Origin of the sequence: Duncaniella muricolitica (assembly GCF_910574735.1) — a bacterium.
GTDB classification, from domain to species: Bacteria; Bacteroidota; Bacteroidia; order Bacteroidales; family Muribaculaceae; genus Duncaniella; species Duncaniella muricolitica.
In genome coordinates this window covers 1-21,075 of the sequence record NZ_CAJTCF010000072.1, presented here as the reverse complement: position 1 = coordinate 21,075, position 21,075 = coordinate 1, and the positions used below count along the sequence as shown (strand labels likewise).

General features: G+C 42.3%; 13 protein-coding genes. 1 reads left to right on the top strand and 12 read right to left on the bottom strand.

Annotated features, from left to right (window positions below; genetic code table 11):
• On the top strand, positions 1-1,423 hold a 1,423-nt coding region (locus QGT73_RS13840), incomplete at its 5' end, for a TraM recognition domain-containing protein (protein ID WP_280122820.1).
• Positions 1,424-1,565: 142 nt separating this feature from the next.
• Here QGT73_RS13840 and QGT73_RS13835 read toward each other — a convergent pair.
• The 12 genes from QGT73_RS13835 to QGT73_RS13780 form a co-directional block, all read right to left on the bottom strand.
• On the bottom strand, positions 1,566-2,156 hold the full coding sequence (locus QGT73_RS13835) for an RteC domain-containing protein (RefSeq protein ID WP_123478357.1): 591 nt from the start codon (positions 2,154-2,156) through the stop codon (positions 1,566-1,568).
• Between the two features lie 483 nt (positions 2,157-2,639).
• Positions 2,640-3,908, bottom strand: coding sequence for a sigma-54-dependent transcriptional regulator (locus QGT73_RS13830; protein WP_280122819.1), 1,269 nt, complete (start codon positions 3,906-3,908; stop codon positions 2,640-2,642).
• Positions 3,909-4,012: 104 nt separating this feature from the next.
• Positions 4,013-4,915, bottom strand: a complete 903-nt coding sequence (locus tag QGT73_RS13825) for a sugar phosphate nucleotidyltransferase (RefSeq protein WP_123478184.1) — start codon at positions 4,913-4,915, stop codon at positions 4,013-4,015.
• An 11-nt stretch (positions 4,916-4,926) separates the two neighbouring features.
• Entirely contained in the window at positions 4,927-5,958 is a 1,032-nt protein-coding gene (gene galE, locus QGT73_RS13820) for a UDP-glucose 4-epimerase GalE (RefSeq protein ID WP_123478201.1), read from the bottom strand.
• Between the two features lies 1 nt (position 5,959).
• Complete coding sequence (gene galK, locus QGT73_RS13815; RefSeq protein ID WP_123478187.1) at positions 5,960-7,099, bottom strand: galactokinase; 1,140 nt, start codon at positions 7,097-7,099, stop codon at positions 5,960-5,962.
• A gap of 106 nt (positions 7,100-7,205) precedes the next feature.
• The gene (locus tag QGT73_RS13810; protein ID WP_123478203.1) at positions 7,206-9,725 is read right to left on the bottom strand and encodes a glycoside hydrolase family 2 TIM barrel-domain containing protein; all 2,520 of its coding nucleotides are present in this window, start codon (positions 9,723-9,725) and stop codon (positions 7,206-7,208) included.
• A 5-nt stretch (positions 9,726-9,730) separates the two neighbouring features.
• Positions 9,731-10,792, bottom strand: coding sequence for a glycoside hydrolase family 53 protein (locus tag QGT73_RS13805; protein WP_123478189.1), 1,062 nt, complete (start codon positions 10,790-10,792; stop codon positions 9,731-9,733).
• 9 nt (positions 10,793-10,801) lie between these two features.
• Positions 10,802-12,517 (bottom strand): DUF5114 domain-containing protein, encoded by a 1,716-nt coding sequence (locus tag QGT73_RS13800; RefSeq protein WP_123478191.1) that lies wholly within the window; start codon positions 12,515-12,517, stop codon positions 10,802-10,804.
• Positions 12,518-12,526: 9 nt separating this feature from the next.
• The gene (locus QGT73_RS13795) at positions 12,527-14,140 is read right to left on the bottom strand and encodes a RagB/SusD family nutrient uptake outer membrane protein (RefSeq protein ID WP_280122818.1); all 1,614 of its coding nucleotides are present in this window, start codon (positions 14,138-14,140) and stop codon (positions 12,527-12,529) included.
• An 11-nt stretch (positions 14,141-14,151) separates the two neighbouring features.
• Positions 14,152-17,121 (bottom strand): SusC/RagA family TonB-linked outer membrane protein, encoded by a 2,970-nt coding sequence (locus tag QGT73_RS13790; protein WP_204457588.1) that lies wholly within the window; start codon positions 17,119-17,121, stop codon positions 14,152-14,154.
• 220 nt (positions 17,122-17,341) lie between these two features.
• Complete coding sequence (locus QGT73_RS13785; protein ID WP_280122817.1) at positions 17,342-18,241, bottom strand: response regulator transcription factor; 900 nt, start codon at positions 18,239-18,241, stop codon at positions 17,342-17,344.
• Between the two features lie 4 nt (positions 18,242-18,245).
• A complete protein-coding gene (locus tag QGT73_RS13780) occupies positions 18,246-20,765 on the bottom strand; it encodes a ligand-binding sensor domain-containing protein (RefSeq protein WP_280122821.1) in 2,520 nt (839 codons plus the stop codon).
• Positions 20,766-21,075 lie beyond the last annotated feature (310 nt).

Here is a 21,075-nt window from a genome sequence, read left to right as displayed (position 1 = left end):
TAGACTGAATATCAAAACGGAGAGCCGGATACGCTGGAAGGTGTACGTCCGGTTCGGAGGCGAGTATTTGGAAACCGGTCATGATTATATGACACGGCGCCGGGTGCTTAGCCTACATTACAAGCAGCCCGACCTGACGCTTATAGCATACAACCATATGCTGAACAACCAGAAGGGCTACGGTAAAAAGCCACCATCTTTCTATGTCATCAACTTTGACGACCCGGAACACTCCCACAGGTGCAACCCCATACACCCGGCGTTCATGACGGATATTGCCGACGCCTATGAGTCGGCATACACCATAATGATGAACTTGAACCGCACTTGGATCCAGAAGCAGGGCGATTTCTTTGTGGAGTCGCCAATCGTGCTGTTCGCTGCAATAATCTGGTATCTCAAGATTTATGAGAATGGCAGGTACTGCACGTTCCCCCACGCGATTGAGTTTCTTTGCTGTCCTTATGAAAAGATTTTCCCGATCCTTACATCATATCCAGAGCTGGAAAATTACCTGTCGCCGTTCATAGACGCATGGCAGGGAGGGGCGGCAGAACAGTTGGCCGGACAGATTGCCTCGGCAAAAATACCTCTTTCGCGTATGATTTCACCGCAGTTGTACTGGATTATGACCGGCGATGATTTCACGCTCGACATCAACAATCCCGATGAACCGAAAATCCTGTGTGTCGGCAACAATCCCGACCGTCAGAATATTTATGGAGCGGCACTCGGACTTTACAATTCCAGAATTGTGAAGCTGATAAATAAGAAGGGAATGTTGAAGTCAGGTGTCATAATTGACGAGCTCCCCACGATATATTTCAAGGGCTTAGACAATCTAATTGCCACTGCGCGAAGCAATAAGGTAGCCGTATGCCTCGGCTTTCAGGACTTCTCCCAGCTCAAACGCGACTATGGCGACAAGGAGGCAGCCGTAGTGATGAACACCGTCGGAAATATCTTCTCCGGGCAGGTCGTGGGAGAAACCGCTAAGACTCTATCTGAACGGTTTGGAAAGGTTCTCCAGCAGCGGCAGTCAATGAGCATCAACCGCAACGATGTAAGTCATTCCATCAACACCCAGATGGACAGCCTTATTCCGGCAAGCAAAATATCCACTCTGACACAGGGAATGTTTGTCGGAGCTGTCAGCGACAACTTTGACGAGCGTATTCGGCAGAAGATATTTCATGCTGAAATTGTAGTTGACAACAAGCGGGTGGCGGAGGAAACAGCGGCGTATAAGCCTATTCCGCTGATTACGGATTTCAAGGACGATACTTCCGACAAGTCCATAATGAAGGCAGCTATCCAACGCAACTATGACAAAATCAAGCACGATGTGAAAACCATCGTAAAATCTGAGATTGAGCGCATCGCCGCAGACCCCAGACTACGCCACCTGTTGCGCAACAAGTAACTATACAAAAAATCAATGCCCTGCTATCCTTCGCGGACGGCAGGGCATTTCCCTTAAAAACTATGAAAGATGAAAAGAATAAACAACCCTCTCCGGGTCAAAAATCAGTATTGGATATAGTGGTGGACATCGGTCTGACGAGTCAATCTTCCTCGTCTTGCTTTGCCATGAAGCTGTTTAACGACATGGTAAGGCTGTCAATGAAATAGGTACGGCTATTGCGGCTTCTTACCTTCATTTCATTGTATTTCTTGTAGATGTAGTTTTCGGGTATATCAACATGGAACGCTTTGGCGAGTTTGTTGATTATCTCCTTGACAGTGACGTTGGAGCCGAAGCAGTTGGCTACCTTGAAGGCATATCCAAGTTCAATTAGTGCCGATTTGTTTGCCTCCCAGTTGAGGGCTATATCATCAATAGAATCTTCTATGGGCACAGTCTTTACAGGTATTTCCTTGATGTGGCTGATAGTACGGCGGACAAATGTGAGGGCCTTGCTGATGAACGATGTCAGGTGCTGGCTGACCTCTTTTCGCATCGCCTCTGTCTGAAGATGGGCTATCTCCACCTCGGCATAGAGCAATGCCGATATTGCATAGGTTATGTCTTGTGTGTTGTGGCAGATCTCGCTGACCTGAAGCACAAAGTCTTTGTAGGCAATGTGCAGGTTTTCGTTGTTACCTTCCGTCAGCAGGCGGAAGAACTCGGTTTCGGTAAGTGAAAATACATCCATTTATCGGGGTTGAATTTAACGGGTTATACATAATGTTTTTGTTTCGCTGATATAAACCCGCACCTGTTACAAATGGATTACAAAAACAAATGTTAATTTGTAATTCGTTGATAATATGAATATATGTGATTAGAGTCAGGCTTGAAATTAAGGAAGGTTAAAATCGGAGATTGTTCAAACAATGAACATTGTGTCCCAAAAGTGAACAGAAATGGGCATAAAAAAAAGCGCACACAAAAAAGCGCACACCCACCACAAAACTGACCCATCTGGACTCGGGCTACTCAATATGGCAGATGTACGCTATGCAGTAGCATAGCATAAGCATCAGCCTATAGAATTGAGTATTGAAAATTGTCCAGATTTTCAGTTAATCCATAAGCGGTCTTATGTTATGTTGTATCAGAACGCGACTGTCTCTCCAGTCGCCATTATTTCTAAATTCGCCACAAAGATACAAAATTTTGGCGAATTAACGGGCTTTCACACTTCGTCTTTGTTAATTCCGAATTGCCTAATCTTGTAATCAAGTGTTGTGCGGCTAATCTTCAATAGCTTGGCTGCTTGGAATTTATTCCACCCTGTTCGGCTCAAAGCATCAGTTATACGCCGCTTTTCATCAGAAGGATTCTTCAAGTGAACGTCCTCATAATCTTCCGGATCAGAAACATTGAATGTAAGGTCTGATGATGTGATAACATCGCTATCTGTTCCGAAGGCTGCTTGTATGATGACATTCTTCAGTTCTCTCACATTGCCTATCCAAAGATGCTGTTTCAGGGCTTTGATTGCGGATGCGTCAAGTCGTTTCACTGATTGTTCTGTCTTTCCGGCATACATTTTGAGAAACGCATCAGCCAGTACCGGAATGTCCTCGGTCACTTCGCGGAGTGACGGGATGACAATCTCGAATTCTCGGAGTATGTACATAAGGTTAGGGCGGAAGGTTTGTTCGGTCATCATGCGGCGGAGATATGGCTCTGCGGTACAAATGACGCGAACATTAGGATGTTCTTCTTCGAGGATGTGCAATAGTACAGATTGCTTTTCAAAACTCAGCAAGTGGAGATTCTTAACGATGATTGTTCCACCGTTGGCATTCTCGAAGTAACTTTTGATGCGGTTGTAGGTTTCGCTCCTTTCTGATTTTGGGTCGTGCTTACCAATCAGCCCGGCTCCACCTGCCTCAACTACGATGTGCGGCTTTTGTGAGCGGGGGCTCTGACGGTAGATTTCCAACGCGACCTGTTCCTTACCCGTGCCACTTGCACCGAATACGATAACATTAGCGTTGATTTTGGCGATAGACTGTATCTTTCGCTCAATCTCCTGCCATTCCTTACTCTGACGTGGTATCAGGAGCTTGCCGAGAGAGAATGTTTCGTTTTCCTCTTTGGCATACTGCGCGACTGTTTCAACAAGCTGCTTGTCGATTGCCGGACGTTGTATTACATCCATCGCTCCGCCACCACGCATGATGCTTACTACATCTGCGTTGTTCAGATTTTCTACTATGGCTATGACCGGAAAACCGTAGTTCTCCTTCTTCAGCCAGTTGATTAAATCTCTTGCTGTACCGTCTGACAATCGTAATGCCGTGACGATAACTGCACCGGGAGGCAGTTTAGCCGCCTCAATTCTCCCAGTTTCGATGTTATCCGCCTTTACGGGATCATATCCAGCCCGAATCAACAATCTGGACATGATACGACCGTCAGTTTCGGAAGCATCAATAATCAGAACTTTATTCATATTGAAAACTTCAATTAAGCGTCCATCAAAAAAACAACTGCTAATTCGGGGAGAATTAGCAGTCCTTCCTAAACGAGCTTTTATCTCTCAAATAAAATAATATTTCAGAACATCTTTTCGGGATATTCACCCTTGGCTCCGAGTTCGGCAAACTTAGCGACTACACCGGGGCGATCTTCAGCGTATGTCACACCGAACCATCGCGAGTCTGTATCAAGCACCTTGATGGTTGCCTCACCGCCCTTAATGAGCGCGTCGGCGACATCGGGAATTACCTGCTCGGATTTAGGAATATTTATATCTCGCTCAAGAAATTTGGTAAATTCGCGTGTTGCGTAGTCGAAATAGTCAGGTGTGAATCCCCACATATTCATTGACACTGGTGTCATTGGGTCGAGGGTTTGCTCTATGCCGTTCTCGTCTGTGAAAACGATGTTGTGCTCTTTGTCATAGGCGATATTCTTACGTTCCACAACGGACGTCAGTAGTCCATCCTTATTTTCGCAGACACCACGCGATACCCCGCCGCTTTCGCTCATAGTGTTGCCCACACGGAACCCTACCATGCAGTAGTCACCTTTGCGGTCACGATGACGCATCAACTCCTGGGCTATTACCTCAAACGAGTTGCGGCCATAGAAATCATCGGCGTTTATGACTGCGAAAGGTTCCTTGATTACTCCAGCAGCCATGATGACAGCGTGTGCTGGGCCCCATGGCTTAGTACGGTCTGTTGGGCAAGAGAAACCTTCCGGAAGTTTGTCAACTGACTGGAAAACTACCTCAACCGGGATATGTCCCTCATACTTTGATAGGATTTTATCTCGGAAATCCTGCTCGAAATCTTTACGGATAACAAATACAACCTTACCAAATCCGGCTTTAATGGCATCATAAATTGAATAATCCATAATGGTTTGGCCTTGCGGCCCTAATTGGTCGAGTTGCTTCAGACCACCGTAACGACTCCCCATTCCAGCGGCAAGAACGAATAATGTTGGTTTCATATAAGTTGCTATTATTTTAAGTTTCGTACATGCTTCTCCCATTCCCATGCCGCTTTTAGCGTCTGGTCAATGGTGCGTTCAGCTTTCCAACCGAGGATTTCATTGGCTCGTGATGTTTCTGCCCATACAGCGGGTACATCACCGGGACGACGGTCAACCATCTTGTAGGGAAGTTTGAGATTATTCACTTTCTCAAACTCAGTAATGAGTTCGAGAACCGATACCGGACGGCCTGTGCCTATATTGAAAATCTCATACTTTTCATCCATCTTGCCCTCAGTCATACGGTCAACAGCCGCCACATGAGCTTTAGCTAAATCTACTACGTCGATATAGTCGCGCAGACAAGTTCCGTCAGGGGTATCATAGTCGTTGCCAAACACGCTGAGCATCGGCCGGATACCAGCAGCTGTCTGAGTGATGAACGGCACGAGGTTATTGGGGACACCTCGAGGTAGTTCGCCGATAAGAGCTGATGGATGAGCACCGATTGGATTGAAATAGCGTAGTGCAATGCCATGAACGTCGTTATACGCACGGCAACAATCGCGGAGAATATCTTCGGCAATCTGCTTTGTGTTTCCGTAGGGAGATGTTGCTGGCTGACGTGGAGTTTGTTCGGTTACGGGAAGGTGTTCTGCATCACCATATACTGTTGCAGATGATGAAAACAGGATATTCGGACGATTGTATTCCTTCATCATCTCTACAATGTTCATGAATGATACCAGATTGTTCTGATAATACATCAGTGGTTCAGCCATAGATTCTCCGACGGCTTTATATGCGGCAAAGTGAATAACACTGTCGAACTGATATTTATCAAAAATCCCTCGGAGAGCGGCTTTATCGCATGTGTCAACAACTTCAAAAGCCTCATCCTTACCGGTTATCTTCTTGACCCCTTCCACTGAGTCTTTCTCCGAATTTGAAAGATTGTCAATGATTACAACGTTGTATCCGGCGTTGAGAAGTTCCACCGCAGTGTGTGAGCCGATATAGCCCGCACCCCCTGAAACCAATACTGTTTTCTTTGAGTCCATATTATTCTTCTTTATGAGCGCCATCGCTTATTACGACAGGATAGATTTTCGGAGCATGGCCGTATTTCTCGGTGAAACGGGTCATTGCAGTATGTACGAAGTTATCATACAACTCATCTTTTACGAGATTTATGGTACAGCCACCGAAGCCGCCCCCCATTATACGGGAGCCAGTGACACCACATTCTTTTGCCACTTCATTGAGGAAGTCCAATTCTTCGCAGCTCACTTCGTAGTCCTCAGAAAGCCCCTTATGAGTCTCATACATCTTCTGTCCTACAGTCGTATAGTCACTGGCAACCAATGCGTCACAAACTGCGAGTACACGGTCTTTTTCCTCAATGACGAACTTGGCACGGAAGTAATCCTCTGCAGTAATGTCGGTGCGGATTGCCTTTAGCATATCCATTGTTGCATCACGCAGAGTTTCGATACCGAGGCGTTTTGCCACACGCTCGCACGACTGGCGACGCTTATTGTATGGAGAATCGGCGAGTTCATGTTTTACCACTGAGTCAACGAGCACCAGTTTATAACCTTCGGGATTGAATGGATAGTATTCAAATTCCATTGAGCGGCAGTCAAGACGCATGAGTTTCCCTTTCTGTCCCATTACAGAAGCGAATTGATCCATAATTCCACAATTCACGCCGCAGTAGTTGTGTTCCGTTGATTGACCGATTTTCGCAAGTTCAAACTTGTCGATATTATTCTCATTGAACATATCGTTGATTGCGAAAGCGAAACAGCTTTCGAGTGCAGCCGAGGAACTGAGTCCGGCTCCAAGAGGAACATTTCCTGCAAAAACTGCATCGAACCCCTTGACTGTACCACCACGTTTGAGTATTTCACGGCATACACCAAAGATGTAGCGTGCCCAGCTTTCCTTAGGAGCATCTTCCTCATTAAGACCAAACTCTGCTTTCTCGTTAAGATCAAGAGAGATTACACGAACACAGTCTGATTCATTTGGCTTGATTTCAGCCATTATCACCTTGTCAATAGCTCCGGGAAATACGAAGCCTCCGTTGTAATCTGTATGCTCGCCGATTAGATTGATACGTCCTGCTGAGGCATAGAATGTTCCACCGTTACCAAACAAACCGGTGAATTTTTTGTGAATTTTTTCTGTTAGTTCCATATGTGATTAATTTTTTTCTTGGAATTTTAAAAATTGAGGGAGGAAAAGAATACCCCCCCTCAATCAAACCTTAAACAATCTTTTTTACCTTATCATCCTGATATCACTATCTAACAGGAATAGTTATTATTCCATCTTTTATACCTTTTGCGGAAGCCTTCAATGTCACATTGCCAGTCTTTTTTGCAGAGCGGATAATAGCAGTGGCAGCTCCACTAAATAGTTTCATTTCTGGTTTTTGGAATGACATTAAACATGTAGGATCGCCATTGGCAGTAGCCTCAAATGAGCCATTACCGGTTACTTCAAATTTGACTAAGCGATTATCAGTAGGAATAATATTCCCATCTTTATCGGCCACTTGTACAGTAATATAAGCGAGATCATCTCCATTTGCATTCAATTCTGTACGATGAGATGTAAGAACAATATGATGAGGTTTACCAGCCGTGCGTATAACCTCCTCTGCCACCGCATTGCCCTTGTCATCGTAGGCCACCACTTTAACTTCTCCCGGTTCGTACACAATCTCATCCCAAATTAGCCTGTATCGGTTCATTAGCTTGGACGCATCTTCGGCTCGATGTTGAAGTGTATAGTCATTATACTCTTTCCATCCATCACGTATCCTGCTTGCCTCAATTGAGGTATCTTTTTTGCGTCGGCCCTGTGATTTATCATTAATAAAAAGTTCGGCTTCTGGATATGACGTGTAAACCATGACAGGAGTTATCTTGCCCTCGCGTCCAGCCCAATTCCAATGGGGTAGGATATGAAGCGTAGGACTATCCTTGCGCCACTGTGAGCGGTAGAGATAGAAGATGTCTTTTGGCAGACTTGCCAAATCGAATATGCCAAACATGCTTGAATGGTTGGGCCATGCATCAGTATCATAAGGAGATGGTTCTCCAAGGTAATCAAATCCAGTCCATACAAATTGACCTATCATCCAAGGGAAATCATCATCTGCCGCAAAATCAAAGTCTGGGATGTTGCTCCAACTACAGTATTCAGTTCCATAAGATGATGATTGGTGGCTCTCGTATTTCATATCTGCCACAGGTATCACCGGGAACATATATTGCCCTCGTGAAGATACTGTAGATGCAGTTTCACTACCGAGTATAAGTTTTTGCGGAAGACGCCTATATGCCATCTGATAATACTGTGGTTTATAATTAAATCCCGGAATATCAAGTGCCGCCGCGTAGCCATTATCCAAAACGGAACCAATTTGATCCATGCCACAAGTCACAGGTCGTGTAGCATCAAGTCTATGTACAAGACTTTGAAGCATAAGTAATTCGTCCATTCCAGGCTTTCCCCATTGAGAAGGGACTTCATTACCTATTGACCACATAACTACAGAAGGATTTGAACGATACTGTTTTACCATATTCGTTACATCCCGTTGTGCCCATTCATTAAAAAATTTACCGTAGCCATTTTCGGATTTAGGACGAAAACCCCAGTCATCGAAAGGCTCAACCATAAGCATCATGCCCATTTCGTCACAGATTCGTACAAGTTCCGGAGCAGGCATATTATGAGCGGTTCGTATTGCATTGGCTCCCATCTCTTTCAGTAACGACACTTGATGGCGTAAAGCAGATTCATTTACCGCAGCTCCGAGAGGTCCGAGATCATGATGATTACATACACCTTTGAATTTTGTTGGTATATCATTAAGGAAGAAACCTTTATTCGGTATATATTCTAATTTACGGATACCAAAACGGGTTTCATATGTATCAACTACATTACCATCAACAGAAAGTTGAGTCTTGGCTATATATAAATTAGGAGTTTCAGGTGACCACAAAGCAGGATTTTTGACTATGAACTTTTGAGACAACTCCTGTCCACGGGCATAATATTTTGTCGCATCTTTAGCTACTTCAACACCTTCCGGTGAAAAAATAGTTGTAGATACATCTACGGTTTCTCCATAAGGAGATTGGTCAAACTGCCTCACTCCGTCAATTTCCATAACAAGATTGACTGAAGCGTAATCTTCTTTTATGTCCGGTGTGGTAATGTATGTACCCCATACTGGGATATGTACTCGATTGGTTTTTATCAAGTGTACATTACGATACAATCCTGCTCCGGGATACCATCTTGATTGTTTGTCAAAGTTCTGTAATGTTACCACCAAATCATTGTGACCAAGTCTGACGAGTGAGTCTATGCCGACATAAAACGAATTGTATCCGTATGGCCATGTAATCGCATGACGTCCATTTATACAGACCTTAGCATTACTCATAGCACCGTCAAAGAGCAATGTGTAAGTAACATTTGTAGTATCAGAGATGTCGAAAGTTGTTCGATATACTCCCTTCCCAATAAAGGGGAGACCTCCAGTGCGTCCTGTTTTTATACTTTCTTCTTTTTCTCCGTTCTGTTCGATAGCGACACTCTGTAAATCATTCGCACGATCAAAAGGACCATAAATTGCCCAGTCATGTGGTACTCTCACCGTTTGCCACTCTTTAACATCTTGCAATGCCCCATTTGAAAACTGCCAGCCATCATTCAATGTTGTTACCGAGCGTTGAGCATAGGAGGTTAAAGTAATGGCTCCCGAAAGAGCCATTACTATTATTTTTGTGCATTTCTTCATAGACTTCATTTTTCCTTAAATGGGTCAAGTGCTATTGTAGGTGCGTCATTATCAAAACATCCGAGATTATAACCATCGTTATAGCCATTGGGAGCTTGTGGTTCCCAGTAGAATATCCCCTCAACTGGAGCATTCATCATTTTTGCAATCAGTTGTTTGCATGGTTCAGGCTGATCGTATGGCATACCTATCTCGCAAATCATCACAGGCTTGTTGTATTTCTGTTTAAGATGGTTGATATTAGCAATACAATCATCTGCAACTTTCATCCAACCTCCGGTTTCGCCCTGTTGCTCGGCCCAATAAGGATATAAAGACATGCCGATCATATCATATTTTCCCCCATTTGCTTCCAAAGCATCAAACATACGATCATAAGCCCACTGGTTATTTCCTCCGTCAAGATGCACGATGACTTTTGCTTCAGGGAATACTTCCTTAACCGCATCATAACCCGAATTATTGAGGGCAGTATATTGAGCCGGATTCTCCTCGATCGAGCCAACAGGCAGCATCATACCGGGAGTGGTTTCATTTCCAATCTGCACCCATTCCGGTGTGACGTTCACGTTTTTTAGGGCTGTAAGCACATCGGAAACGTGTTGGGCAACTGCGTTCTTAAGATTGTCGAATGACAGTTCTTTCCACGCTTCAGGCATTTCTTGATGACCGGGGTCAGCCCATGTATCAGAGAAATGAAAGTCGATCATGGTTCGGAGTCCAAGCGACTCTGCACGACGGGCTTTTAGAACAACATCATCGATATTGTTCCATCCTTCGGCTGGGTTTACCCATACGCGAAGTCGTATTGAATTTACGCCGCAGTAGTCGCGGAGCAACTGCATACATTCCATTTCCTGACGGTCCTCGCCCGGAGTGAAAAATTTACGGCCTTCAGATTCCATTTGCGTAAGCCAACTTACATCAGCACCGCGTGCGAATCCGGTGGCTTTTTCTATGTTTGTATCATCCTGTCGAGGATTGGTGACAGGACCATCCTCTGTGCATGAGCCACAAACCAATGCAGTGGCTAATGCAAATGCGGATATGATTGTTGTCATCTTCATTTATCGTAATTATTTAAGGGAATAAGAATATGTTTGTTTGCCCAGATCAACGGTAAGTATGTAGGTCTCGCCAACCGTTAGAGCGTTGTCTCCGTCAAAGCCGGTAGTAGCATCTGAATGTCCAAGAAGCAAATTACCATTGCCGCCTCCGAAGAAGAGACTCCAATTATTATTAATCAAGACCTTGACGCCCCAAGGGGTTTCCTTTTCCTTAACGAACTCAGCAGTAAATACCTCAGGGTTATCAGAGGATTGTTGCATAGGATGTTCCGACCAATCATCATTTAAGCCGGTGAATGTTACGTTATCAACCTTTGTCAATGTATATGAGAGATCTTTCATATTGAAATCCATAACATACAGTCCGCTTTCAGGAGCAGGTATGTTTCCGTCATTACCTGATTCTGCAAGAATCAGACATCCGGACAACCCTGTTGCGTCCGGAGCGCCTTTATAGGCTATGCCCCAATCGGCTTGCGGATATGCGCGGTATCCCCATTCTGAGTTAACCCAATGCGCACCACCATAGCACCGATTTGTTTCATCGTACAGGGAAATGTAGTCATCAAAACCATCCCAGTTGACAACTCCGGAGAAGTATAATCTTGGTTCTGCCTCAGGCTCAGGAGCGGCTTCTCCAGCACCGATTGTATATTCCAATGGATTAGTTAAATCAAGCACAAGTGTTGTTTCTCCAGCAGGTAGATCAACCGAAATAACTGTACCGGTTTCTCCAAATGAAAGATTCTGTGAGTTTCCTCCAAATGCGACATTCTGTTGAATAGCCGGTCCCATATCCGAAGTTTCCTTATTATATAGGCTACCTTGTCCCTTAATACTTATTGAAACCGTTGAGGCCGAAGTGAGATTTATGGGAAGAGTCCATTGATTTGCCTTCATATTGTATGTCATCTCACCTACTATATCACCCGATACGGTTAAGTTTTCAATGTGAAGACCGCTCCACCAGCCCTCAACTGTATTAAGCGTTGTAAAGTAGCAACCGGCAGGATCGGGGAACCAGAAATTCCAATGGTCATCAGCAGAGGAGGCAAAGAACGTTTTACCGGATTCTCCAAGATTGCCCCACACTACGTTGTTTGCTTCACGGAACCACCAGTTAGTCCAACCATTTACTCCCATGAATCCTTTATAGATACCATTTTCTTCTGGCGAAGCAAGTTTCATGGACGTTTCATTCCAATCTTTATCAAGAACAGTGCCCAGAATGAGGTGTATTCGGTAGGATTGAACCATTACCTTGATTACTGATGAATACGTCGGCTCAACATTGGCAGCCAAAACTGAGCGAACACGAATGTACAGAGGTGCTTTCTCATCAGCTGTATATCCAAGACGGCCTAATAAAGAGTTGAGTTCTTCGCAAAGGAACTGTTTTGAACGTACACCTTTTTCTACAGTTAGATCTATTGTTGATGAGAACTGCTCATCTTTAGACAATTGAAGTGTCTCTTCCGCAGCATTGACAGGCGCCTGTATAAGAGAGTTATCCAAGGACAACTGTCCATCGCCACTCCAATAAATGGTCATGGCGAGAGCCTGGGGATTATTTGCACTCAGGATTATTTCTCCTGTCGCACCTCCTAATGTAATGTCATCGGAAGGTATGACATAGACAGGCTCTATGTCGCTTTCGCATGATGCCAAGCCCATTATAAAAGCTCCCGACATCAATGCTGTCCGAATTATATTAAAAATTTTCATGATTTAATATCAATATAATGGGTTTGTAAGATTTGGATTAGCAGTCAAGTCTGTATCCGGAATCGGATATATGTTATATTTTGCATTTACAGCACGACCATCCAGTACGCCACCTTTCCATTGCCAGATATACGAATCGGTTGTGAACTTGTCAAACCGGACAAGGTCTGTTCGCCGTATTGATTCAAGATATAGTTCTCGTCCACGTTCATCAAGAATAAAGTCAAGAGTGAAATCTCCGTCAGAAATCTTGCCACTTTCATCACCGTTGTAAGCACGTAACCTAACTTTATTAACTAATTCGAGTGCTTCTGCTCTTGAAATACCTGCCCCACCTCTCAGTAAAGCTTCGGCAGCCATCAGATACACATCAGCCAGTCGAATCATTGGATAGTCTGTTGAACAGCCAGTTGCAGCTGAGTTAGAGGCTGCGACACCATCATCTGTAAGATTAGTGAACTTCTCAAAGAAATAGCCCTCAGATTGATTATCTATAGCACCTGTAAAGAACTGCTCCTGACCATCTGTGTAGAACATAGCACGAGAATCACCTGTTGTGGCGATGTCTCCGAATTTGGAGGTGATTTCTCCACGGGCACGGAACATACCCCAGCCGTTTGTCAAACCATATTTTGCAGGATCCTGAGTACTGGAGTTACCACATGACCCACATACCAGATAAGTACCACCACCCCAAGTTACAGATGTGGTTGCATCGCATACCATAGCGAACAATATCTCATGAGTACGCTTATGATTATCAGCGTTGAAGAGTTTTGCATAATCCGGCTCAAGATAATAGGAGGGATTTGAAATCACTTTGTGGCATGCTGTGATACATTCAGTATAATATTTAGTATCAACAGTCCCTCTATAAACTGCGCTATTAAGGTATAGCCTTGCAAGAAGAGCCCAGGCAGTAGGTTTGCTTGCTCGTCCGTATTCATTAGAATCAGGCAAAGCAGATGCGGAACTTTCGGTGACAAGCTCCTTCAACTCACTTTCAATGAAATCAAACAGACCGGGTCCGTCATATGCTTCAGGGATGAAGCCGGTGACAGGTGTGTTTTCATCCACCTTGGGACCTTTACGGTAAAGGTCAAGAACCATCCAATAACTGAATGCTCTCATAAAACGGGCTTCAGAACGGAAGCTCTTAATCTCTTCCTGTTCCGGTGCAGAGAATTTGCTGATTTCTACATCAGAACAATGGCGCAAGAATTCATTGCAAAGAGTGATGTTGAAAAACAACCAATAATATGAATCTGACACCCATGAATCTTTTGGACTCCAATTTATGTAGGTCAAATCAATCAGGTTGTTTCCAGACAACCATGTATTGGCAACTTCATCGGTAGCTGCTTCTTGAAGGTTGAAATAACCTCTTGAGAAATCTTGTCCGTTGATTGTTGTCAAGTCGCCATTGTCACCTCCTTGACCTTGTCCAGCGAGAACATAAGACGCATAAATCTTGGCGAGAACTTTTTTATAGTTCTCTGGATTTGAATAGACATCCTGCGATGTCGTTTCTGTTACAGGCATCTGATCGAGGTCATCGGTGCAGCTACTCAGTAACAGCCCAAATCCGACCATAAGTCCTGATAATATATTAAGTATTCTCATTTTTCGATATTTTAGAAATTAAGTCCAACTGTTACTGAATATGTCCGAGGACGCGGATAAACTGCTGTATCAACTCCGTTTCCGCTTTCAGGATCAACGCCTTTATATTTCGTAATGGTAAACACGTTTTGAACCATTGCTGATACATGTAGATTCAGGCTCTTATAAATCTGGCCGAAATCATATGTCAGCTGTAAATTATCCATTTTCAGGAACGATGCGTTTTCAAGATAATAATCGCTTAAATACTGACGGCGTGTAAATCTGGTGTCAAGGAAACTGCGATTCAGATTATTAAGCTGATAATCATTATAACTCATGGTTTCCCAAGCACCTGTATTCATTGCCATGCCGTTAAAGATGTATCCTCCGATATTGGCTCGAAGAGAAGTTGACAAAGACCATTTCTTATATCTCAGGTTTGTTGATAGACCCAAAATCCAATCAGGGGCTGGGGAATGGCAATGATAACGGTCATTTGTTGTTATCTCCCCATCGCCATCCAAGTCCGCATAGAGACCCTCAATAGGTCTGCCTGTTTCCTGATCGTACAACTGCTTGTATAGATAGAATGAATAGGGCGCATAATCTGTGGAGAATACCTGCATCTGGTATGCATCAATCCAAGGACCAACCTCAGTATCAGGACTTGGAGCACCAGGCGTAAGCGTCAGGTTCTTGATGCGTACACGTTGCCAAGCTGCATTTGCAGTCATAGACCAAGACCAATCTTTATTATCTATTAGATGTGCGGTTAACGCAAGCTCTAATCCTTTTGAATCAACATTGCCTACATTCTCAAGCATCAATTTGTCAAAGTTTGTTCCGGCTGGCACAGGAACAGTTGCAAGAAGGTTTTCTGTTTTGCGGGTATAATAATCTGCGGAGAATGTAAACCGGTTTTCAAGTAAAGATATATCAATACCATAGTTCCATGATTTGGTAGTTTCCCATTTCAAATCAGGATTATATGCTTCGGGACGATAGGTATATACCGGATTCCCTCCAAACATATATTGTGCTCCATCAAGACCGGGAGTGTAAACAGGAATATATCCATAGTTTGTAATTCCATCCTGCTGACCGGTAACGCCATAAGATGCTCTGAGTTTAAGGTCATTTACCCAACCACGAAGTGGCTCAAAGAAGTTCTCCTGTGATACTCGCCAAGCAAGAGCTACTGAAGGAAATGTACCCCAGCGATTGTCTTTTGAAAAGCGTGAAGAGCCATCCCGACGAACAGTCGCCGTCAGAAGATAACGGTTCATAAATGTATAATTCAAGCGGCCATAATATGAAATGAGAGAGTGTCGTTGATCTGTTGCCGCGGATGTTGATTGCTGTACACCATCTGCATTAAGAACGGCGTAAAAAGGCGTTGTGTATTTCCAATACTGATAGTCATAACCAAATGTTACATCTACATTTGAGTTAATAGCCTCGAAATCTCGATTATAGTTGGCATATATAGTCAACAAACGATTATAGTTCTTTTGCGGACCGTATTTGTAGTCTCTGCCACCGGTTGTGTAATATGATATGGCTTCTTTAGGAACGTAAATATATCCTTCCCCTTTGGACCAGTCATAACCTCCGGTTGCGTGGAGTCTTAATCCCTTTACCCAACGGATATTCCAATCAACATCAATGTTGCCAATCACTCGATATACATCAGATGTGGATTTGTATTGATTTAGACGACCTAATGCGTTTGCCAAAGCACCTGTTACAGGAATACCGTTGGCATCAATAGCCTCATTATATCCACCAAAAGAATCGTTACCGGAATATACAGGAATAGTAGGATTTAATGTGGCACCGCCCCAGATCGCACCCGTATCAGCGAATCTATTTTTAGAATATGTGCCTTTCAAACTAAACTGGAAACGTAGTTCATCACGGAAAAACGAGGGTGTAAGATTCAGATTACCTGTGAATCGCTTTGCGTTGTCGGTTTTGAGAATACCATCCTGATAATATGCTCCGGCCGATACACGGAATGGCAACCACGACGTGGCTCGTCCTGATACGCTAAGATTATTATCTGTACCAAAAGCTGTCTGATAAATCTGATCATTCCAATTTGTACGGCTATTGCCAAGAAGAGATTTCTGACGATCTGTACCTAATTCATTAACTATGCCAATAAATTCATCGGTTGAGAGCATATCGGAAGTCTTGGTCTTGGTCGATATAGAATTTGTCGTTTGGAACGAAACTTTGATACCGTCACCTTTGCCTTTCTTTGTCGTGATAATAATGACACCATTAGATGCACGGGAACCATATATGGCTGTTGAAGACGCGTCTTTAAGAATCGTCATGCTTTCAATGTCATTGGGATTTATCAAGCTCAGGAAATTACCACTACCAGTTACAGAACCGCCTACTTCCATTGGAACTCCATCAAGAACAATGAGAGGATCATTTGAAGCATTGAGCGATGCACCGCCACGCACGCGGATTGTCGAACCGGAGGTTGGGGAACCACCTCCGTTTACAATCTGCACACCTGCAATCTTGCCATTAACAAGTTCTTCAGGCGAGGAAATCATACCTTTGTTAAAATCCTTCTCACTGACTGTAGATACAGACCCAGTGAGGTCATCCTTTTTCCTCACGCCATAACCGATGACTACAACCTCATCCAAAATTTCGGAATTCGGTTTCATCATAATATTCATCACTTCAGATGTGATATCCACCGTAAGATTGTCATATCCTACATAGGAAATCAACAATTGTTTTGCACTGTTAGGCACATTTAGGATAAAGTGTCCATCGATGTCAGTTGCGACACCTATTGGCTCTCCTACAACTTTGACCGTCGCACCGATAAGCGGTTCTCCAGTCTCATCACTGACAGTACCCGTAACTGTCCTTTGATTTTGTGCGAATGCCGAAACGGGTATAAAGAGAATTGTGAGGATGAGCCCCAACAACCAACTCTTTATTTCGGAGGCACAAACTGCTTTGTCCATTAGAAATGTATTGTTGTTTATTAAATTATTTAAGGTGATCAAATGGTATTAGCCATTTCCGAACAAACTAAAAATCAATCTTTCTTACCCTATTAATTATACCTGTCTGAGATATTGCAAAGTTAGATTAAACGACTATATTATAGTGTCTGTTATAGGACAATATATACAACACATTGGACAACCCGGATCAAAAACTGCGTTACATCTACTTTTTGTCCTACTTTTTGTCTATGGTTTCATCATCAGATTGATATTGGCTTGGCTTTACTCCAAACTGATTTTGAAAACATTTTGAAAAATATGATGGAGTCTTGAAGCCGACCATATAACTTATTTCTGAAACGGTAAATCTGTGTTGGCTTAAAAGCATTGCTGCCTTTTGAAGCCTTACACGTCTGATGTAATCAAGAGGAGCCAACCCCATATATTTTTTTATAAGACGATACAGCTGTTTTGGGGCAACATCACTTTTTTCACATAAAAGATTTACATTCAAATCCGGATCGGAAATGTTATCCTCTATTATCTTAGCGATTTTTGCAAGCATCTTCTCATTTGTGGATTCAGCTTCTATCGGTTTTGATTCCGCCTCGGTTATGGCCTGAATGCGAACTTTTTCCTTTATGTCTGTTCGTGATTTTAACAATTGGTTTATCCGTCCAAGCAATGCAGATGGCTCAAATGGTTTAGTCATGAAAATGTCTATGCCCAATTTGATACTCTCATTTTCTGTCTTGTTGTCAGATTTGGCTGTTAACATTATTATTGGAATGAATGCCAACCGAGGGTTTTGTTTAAGTAATTTCACCATATCAAGACCACTCATAATAGGCATCATTTCATCTGCGATAATAAGGTCGGGGATAAATGATGAAGCGATTGCAATGCCTGAGCGTCCATTCTCAGATGTAATACATTTATACTTATCTTTAAGGACATCTGTTATAAATCCTGCAATTTGTGAATTATCTTCAACGATGAGTATTTTCGGCTTACAATTATCCTCAAGCGACACGACTTGTTGGTCTTTAGGCAACAACTTTTTAGTTATTGGTAAAGTTACGACAAATGAAGTTCCTTGCCCCTCCTTGCTGAACAGACTAATATTGCCGTTCATGAGCTCAAGATATTTTTTTTATGAGATATAACCCTAAACCGGTACCTTCTTTTAATTTAGAGGTAGATGGAGCTCTGAACATCCTCTGAAAAACCAATGGCTGGTCTATATCTGAAATCCCAACGCCATCATCAGATACAACAATTTCAACGTGATCTTCGTGTGGACTTATGCCAAATGAAATTGTTGCTCCATCGTCAGAATATTTACAAGCATTTGACAGCAAGTTTGTGATAACAGATTCAAACTTTACAGCATCAGCTTCAATTAAAATCTGAGGTACAGAGGAATGGAATATAAAGTTTTTCTGCGGATTATTCTCTTTGAATATCTCAAAGACTCCTTTGCAAAACTCGACCGCATCAAAAATAGAAAGTATCAATAAGTTCTCATCGGTGTCTTCAAGATGTTGCAGTTCCAGAGTGCGGTGAATCATATTGTTCAAACGCACAGCATTATCATAGACAACTTCAAGGTTTTTTTTGTTCTCCGGATCCTTTGTTTTCTCTTTCATCAAACTAACCGGACCAAGAATCATAGACAATGGTGTTTTAAGGTCATGGGATATTGTTGAAAGAAATGATAACTTTCGTTCCACATTTTCCAAAGCCGATTGCCTTTCCTGTTCTTGTAGAGTTCTGCTGTTCTTTTTACGCATATACCATACAATCCAATATATAACCACAATTGCAATGGATATATATGCCATTATCGCCCACCAAGAGAGTGCCCAAGGGGATTTAACCTTTAAGGGTACAGCAATTGGATCCATCGGAGAACCCACGGCTTTAACCAAGACATTGTATTCACCCATTTTTAGGTCTGAGAATGTTATTATATTAGTCCCTTCTGGCATTACAATCCATCCTCCTATTGTGTCAGTTGGGGATTCTGCAAGTTTATACATGTAGCGATGTACAGACTCTGGAGAATAATCAAGAGAACTAATGACAAGTGTTATGTTTCCACCATAAGGTATTGTCATTCCGTTGGTTCCTCCCTTTATATCAGATAAATTCAAATGTCCTTCACCTCTGTCATTTAAGACCATTCGAATAGTCTTATAGTCTGTGGAATTATCGGTAATATTATTAGCAACCTCAAGTATCTCATCAGTTCCCCCAAGATAGACCTTGTTATTCAAAGTATCTTCATATACGGCAGTATAGGATTTTTGTGGAATTGGCAGTAAATTAGCCTCTAATGTTAGTCCATTGATATTCCAAACATTACTTTGGGTAGAAATCCACATTCCATTTCCTACTTTCCCAAGAGCTAAAACAGTTTCATCACTGTTTGTATGCGGAAATTTTACTATATCATATTTATCGTTCTCGGAAAAAATAATAACTCCGCCTTTAAACGCACACCATATTCTGCCCTGATTATCTGAACTTATATTTGTCGGGTATCCTCCTGTTAAATCAAAAATATCATATTTAATGACTTTGTTTGAAGTAGGAGAGAACTTAGTTAATGTGTTATCTCTGAACAACAAAATCCAAATATTACCCCCCTGATCTTTAACTACGTCGTTTACAAGATTGTTAGACAATTCTAAAGACTTATTTTCAGCATTTATAGACATATCTGAAACAATTGTCCTATCCGAACTATTGAATTTTTTCTTATCAACGTAATGAAGGCCATTCAGAAAACTTCCTATCCAAAAGTGTGTATCATCTTCAATTAAAGCATATACCCAATTAGAATTGTGTTCTCCTTGTTTGTCAACGATATAGAATACATCAAACGTATCATTTTTTCTATTAAGTCTATTAATGCCGGCATCTGTTGCAAACCATATATTATTTTCAGCATCTTCATGTATAGCACGAACTCTATTGTGTGAAAGTGAATTAGGTAAATCGGTATGTCTATACCAATGAGGTGTAGAATCATACGACAGGCGTATCACTCCGTTGTTTCCAGCAAACCAAAGATTGTCCTTAGTATCTCTATATATTGAATGAATTTCATTCCCTTCTCCCGAATGGGCAAGAGCACTTAATTCAATAGTACGTAAATAATTTGAGATAGATGCTATAGAGAAACCTCGTTCATGTCCAGCCCATACGTTATTTTGAGAATCAGAATATATGCACCAAATTTCATTATCTGCAAGGCTCAGTTCCCGTCTTGAATCATGTCGATAATGTTTTATGCACTCTTTTGACATATCAAATACTCCATCGTCAGTGCCTATTAGTATATGGCCATTGCCGCCATTATACAGGCTTTTAATATTGTTATTTCCAATAAGTGCTATCTTTTCCCAGTTATCATTTGCAGGGGTGTACATGTACAAAGACCCTTCTCCGCCAATATAAATATGTTCCTTATCTTGAGATTCCAATAAGCAATTTGCAAATAAACGGGAGGAAAGTTCAAAGTCATCAGCTTTGACCTTCAACGGTCGAAACATTTCAGCATTAATATCCCAACGAGCTAAACCATTATATGTGCCAACGTATAATATGCCTCTGCTGTCACGCATGATAGAGTAAACCGACTTATGCGGCAACCCTTTGGAATAATCAGTTATAATATTACTGTTTAGATTAAATTTATATATGCCATTTAGACCCCCGACCCAAATATCATCATCGATCAATAGTAAAGATCTGATTTCTTTTGGTGAATCAATGTCAGATTCGATTACTTGCCCCGAGGCATAATCATATGTCAATAATCCATTGTTGCTTCCTATAAAAAGTCGATTATCCTTTCAATACTTCGGTTATTTTTTGAGAATTTGTTAACGGCTCCGAGGAGCCAAGTGTTTAATCCGTTAAAAATCTGATGTTTAGCATGAAAATTTAACACTAAAAATT

Bases quoted from the DNA above. Each gene is read 5' to 3' on its own strand.
- QGT73_RS13785 (WP_280122817.1), bottom strand. From the start codon at position 18,241: ATGAACGGCAATATTAGTCTGTTCAGCAAGGAGGGGCAAGGAACTTCA.
- QGT73_RS13810 (WP_123478203.1), bottom strand. From the start codon at position 9,725: ATGAAGAAATGCACAAAAATAATAGTAATGGCTCTTTCGGGAGCCATT.
- galK (WP_123478187.1), bottom strand. From the start codon at position 7,099: ATGGAACTAACAGAAAAAATTCACAAAAAATTCACCGGTTTGTTTGGT.
- QGT73_RS13835 (WP_123478357.1), bottom strand. From the start codon at position 2,156: ATGGATGTATTTTCACTTACCGAAACCGAGTTCTTCCGCCTGCTGACG.
- QGT73_RS13830 (WP_280122819.1), bottom strand. From the start codon at position 3,908: ATGAATAAAGTTCTGATTATTGATGCTTCCGAAACTGACGGTCGTATC.
- QGT73_RS13795 (WP_280122818.1), bottom strand. From the start codon at position 14,140: ATGAGAATACTTAATATATTATCAGGACTTATGGTCGGATTTGGGCTG.
- QGT73_RS13800 (WP_123478191.1), bottom strand. From the start codon at position 12,517: ATGAAAATTTTTAATATAATTCGGACAGCATTGATGTCGGGAGCTTTT.
- galE (WP_123478201.1), bottom strand. From the start codon at position 5,958: ATGGACTCAAAGAAAACAGTATTGGTTTCAGGGGGTGCGGGCTATATC.
- QGT73_RS13805 (WP_123478189.1), bottom strand. From the start codon at position 10,792: ATGAAGATGACAACAATCATATCCGCATTTGCATTAGCCACTGCATTG.
- QGT73_RS13825 (WP_123478184.1), bottom strand. From the start codon at position 4,915: ATGAAACCAACATTATTCGTTCTTGCCGCTGGAATGGGGAGTCGTTAC.
- QGT73_RS13790 (WP_204457588.1), bottom strand. From the start codon at position 17,121: ATGGACAAAGCAGTTTGTGCCTCCGAAATAAAGAGTTGGTTGTTGGGG.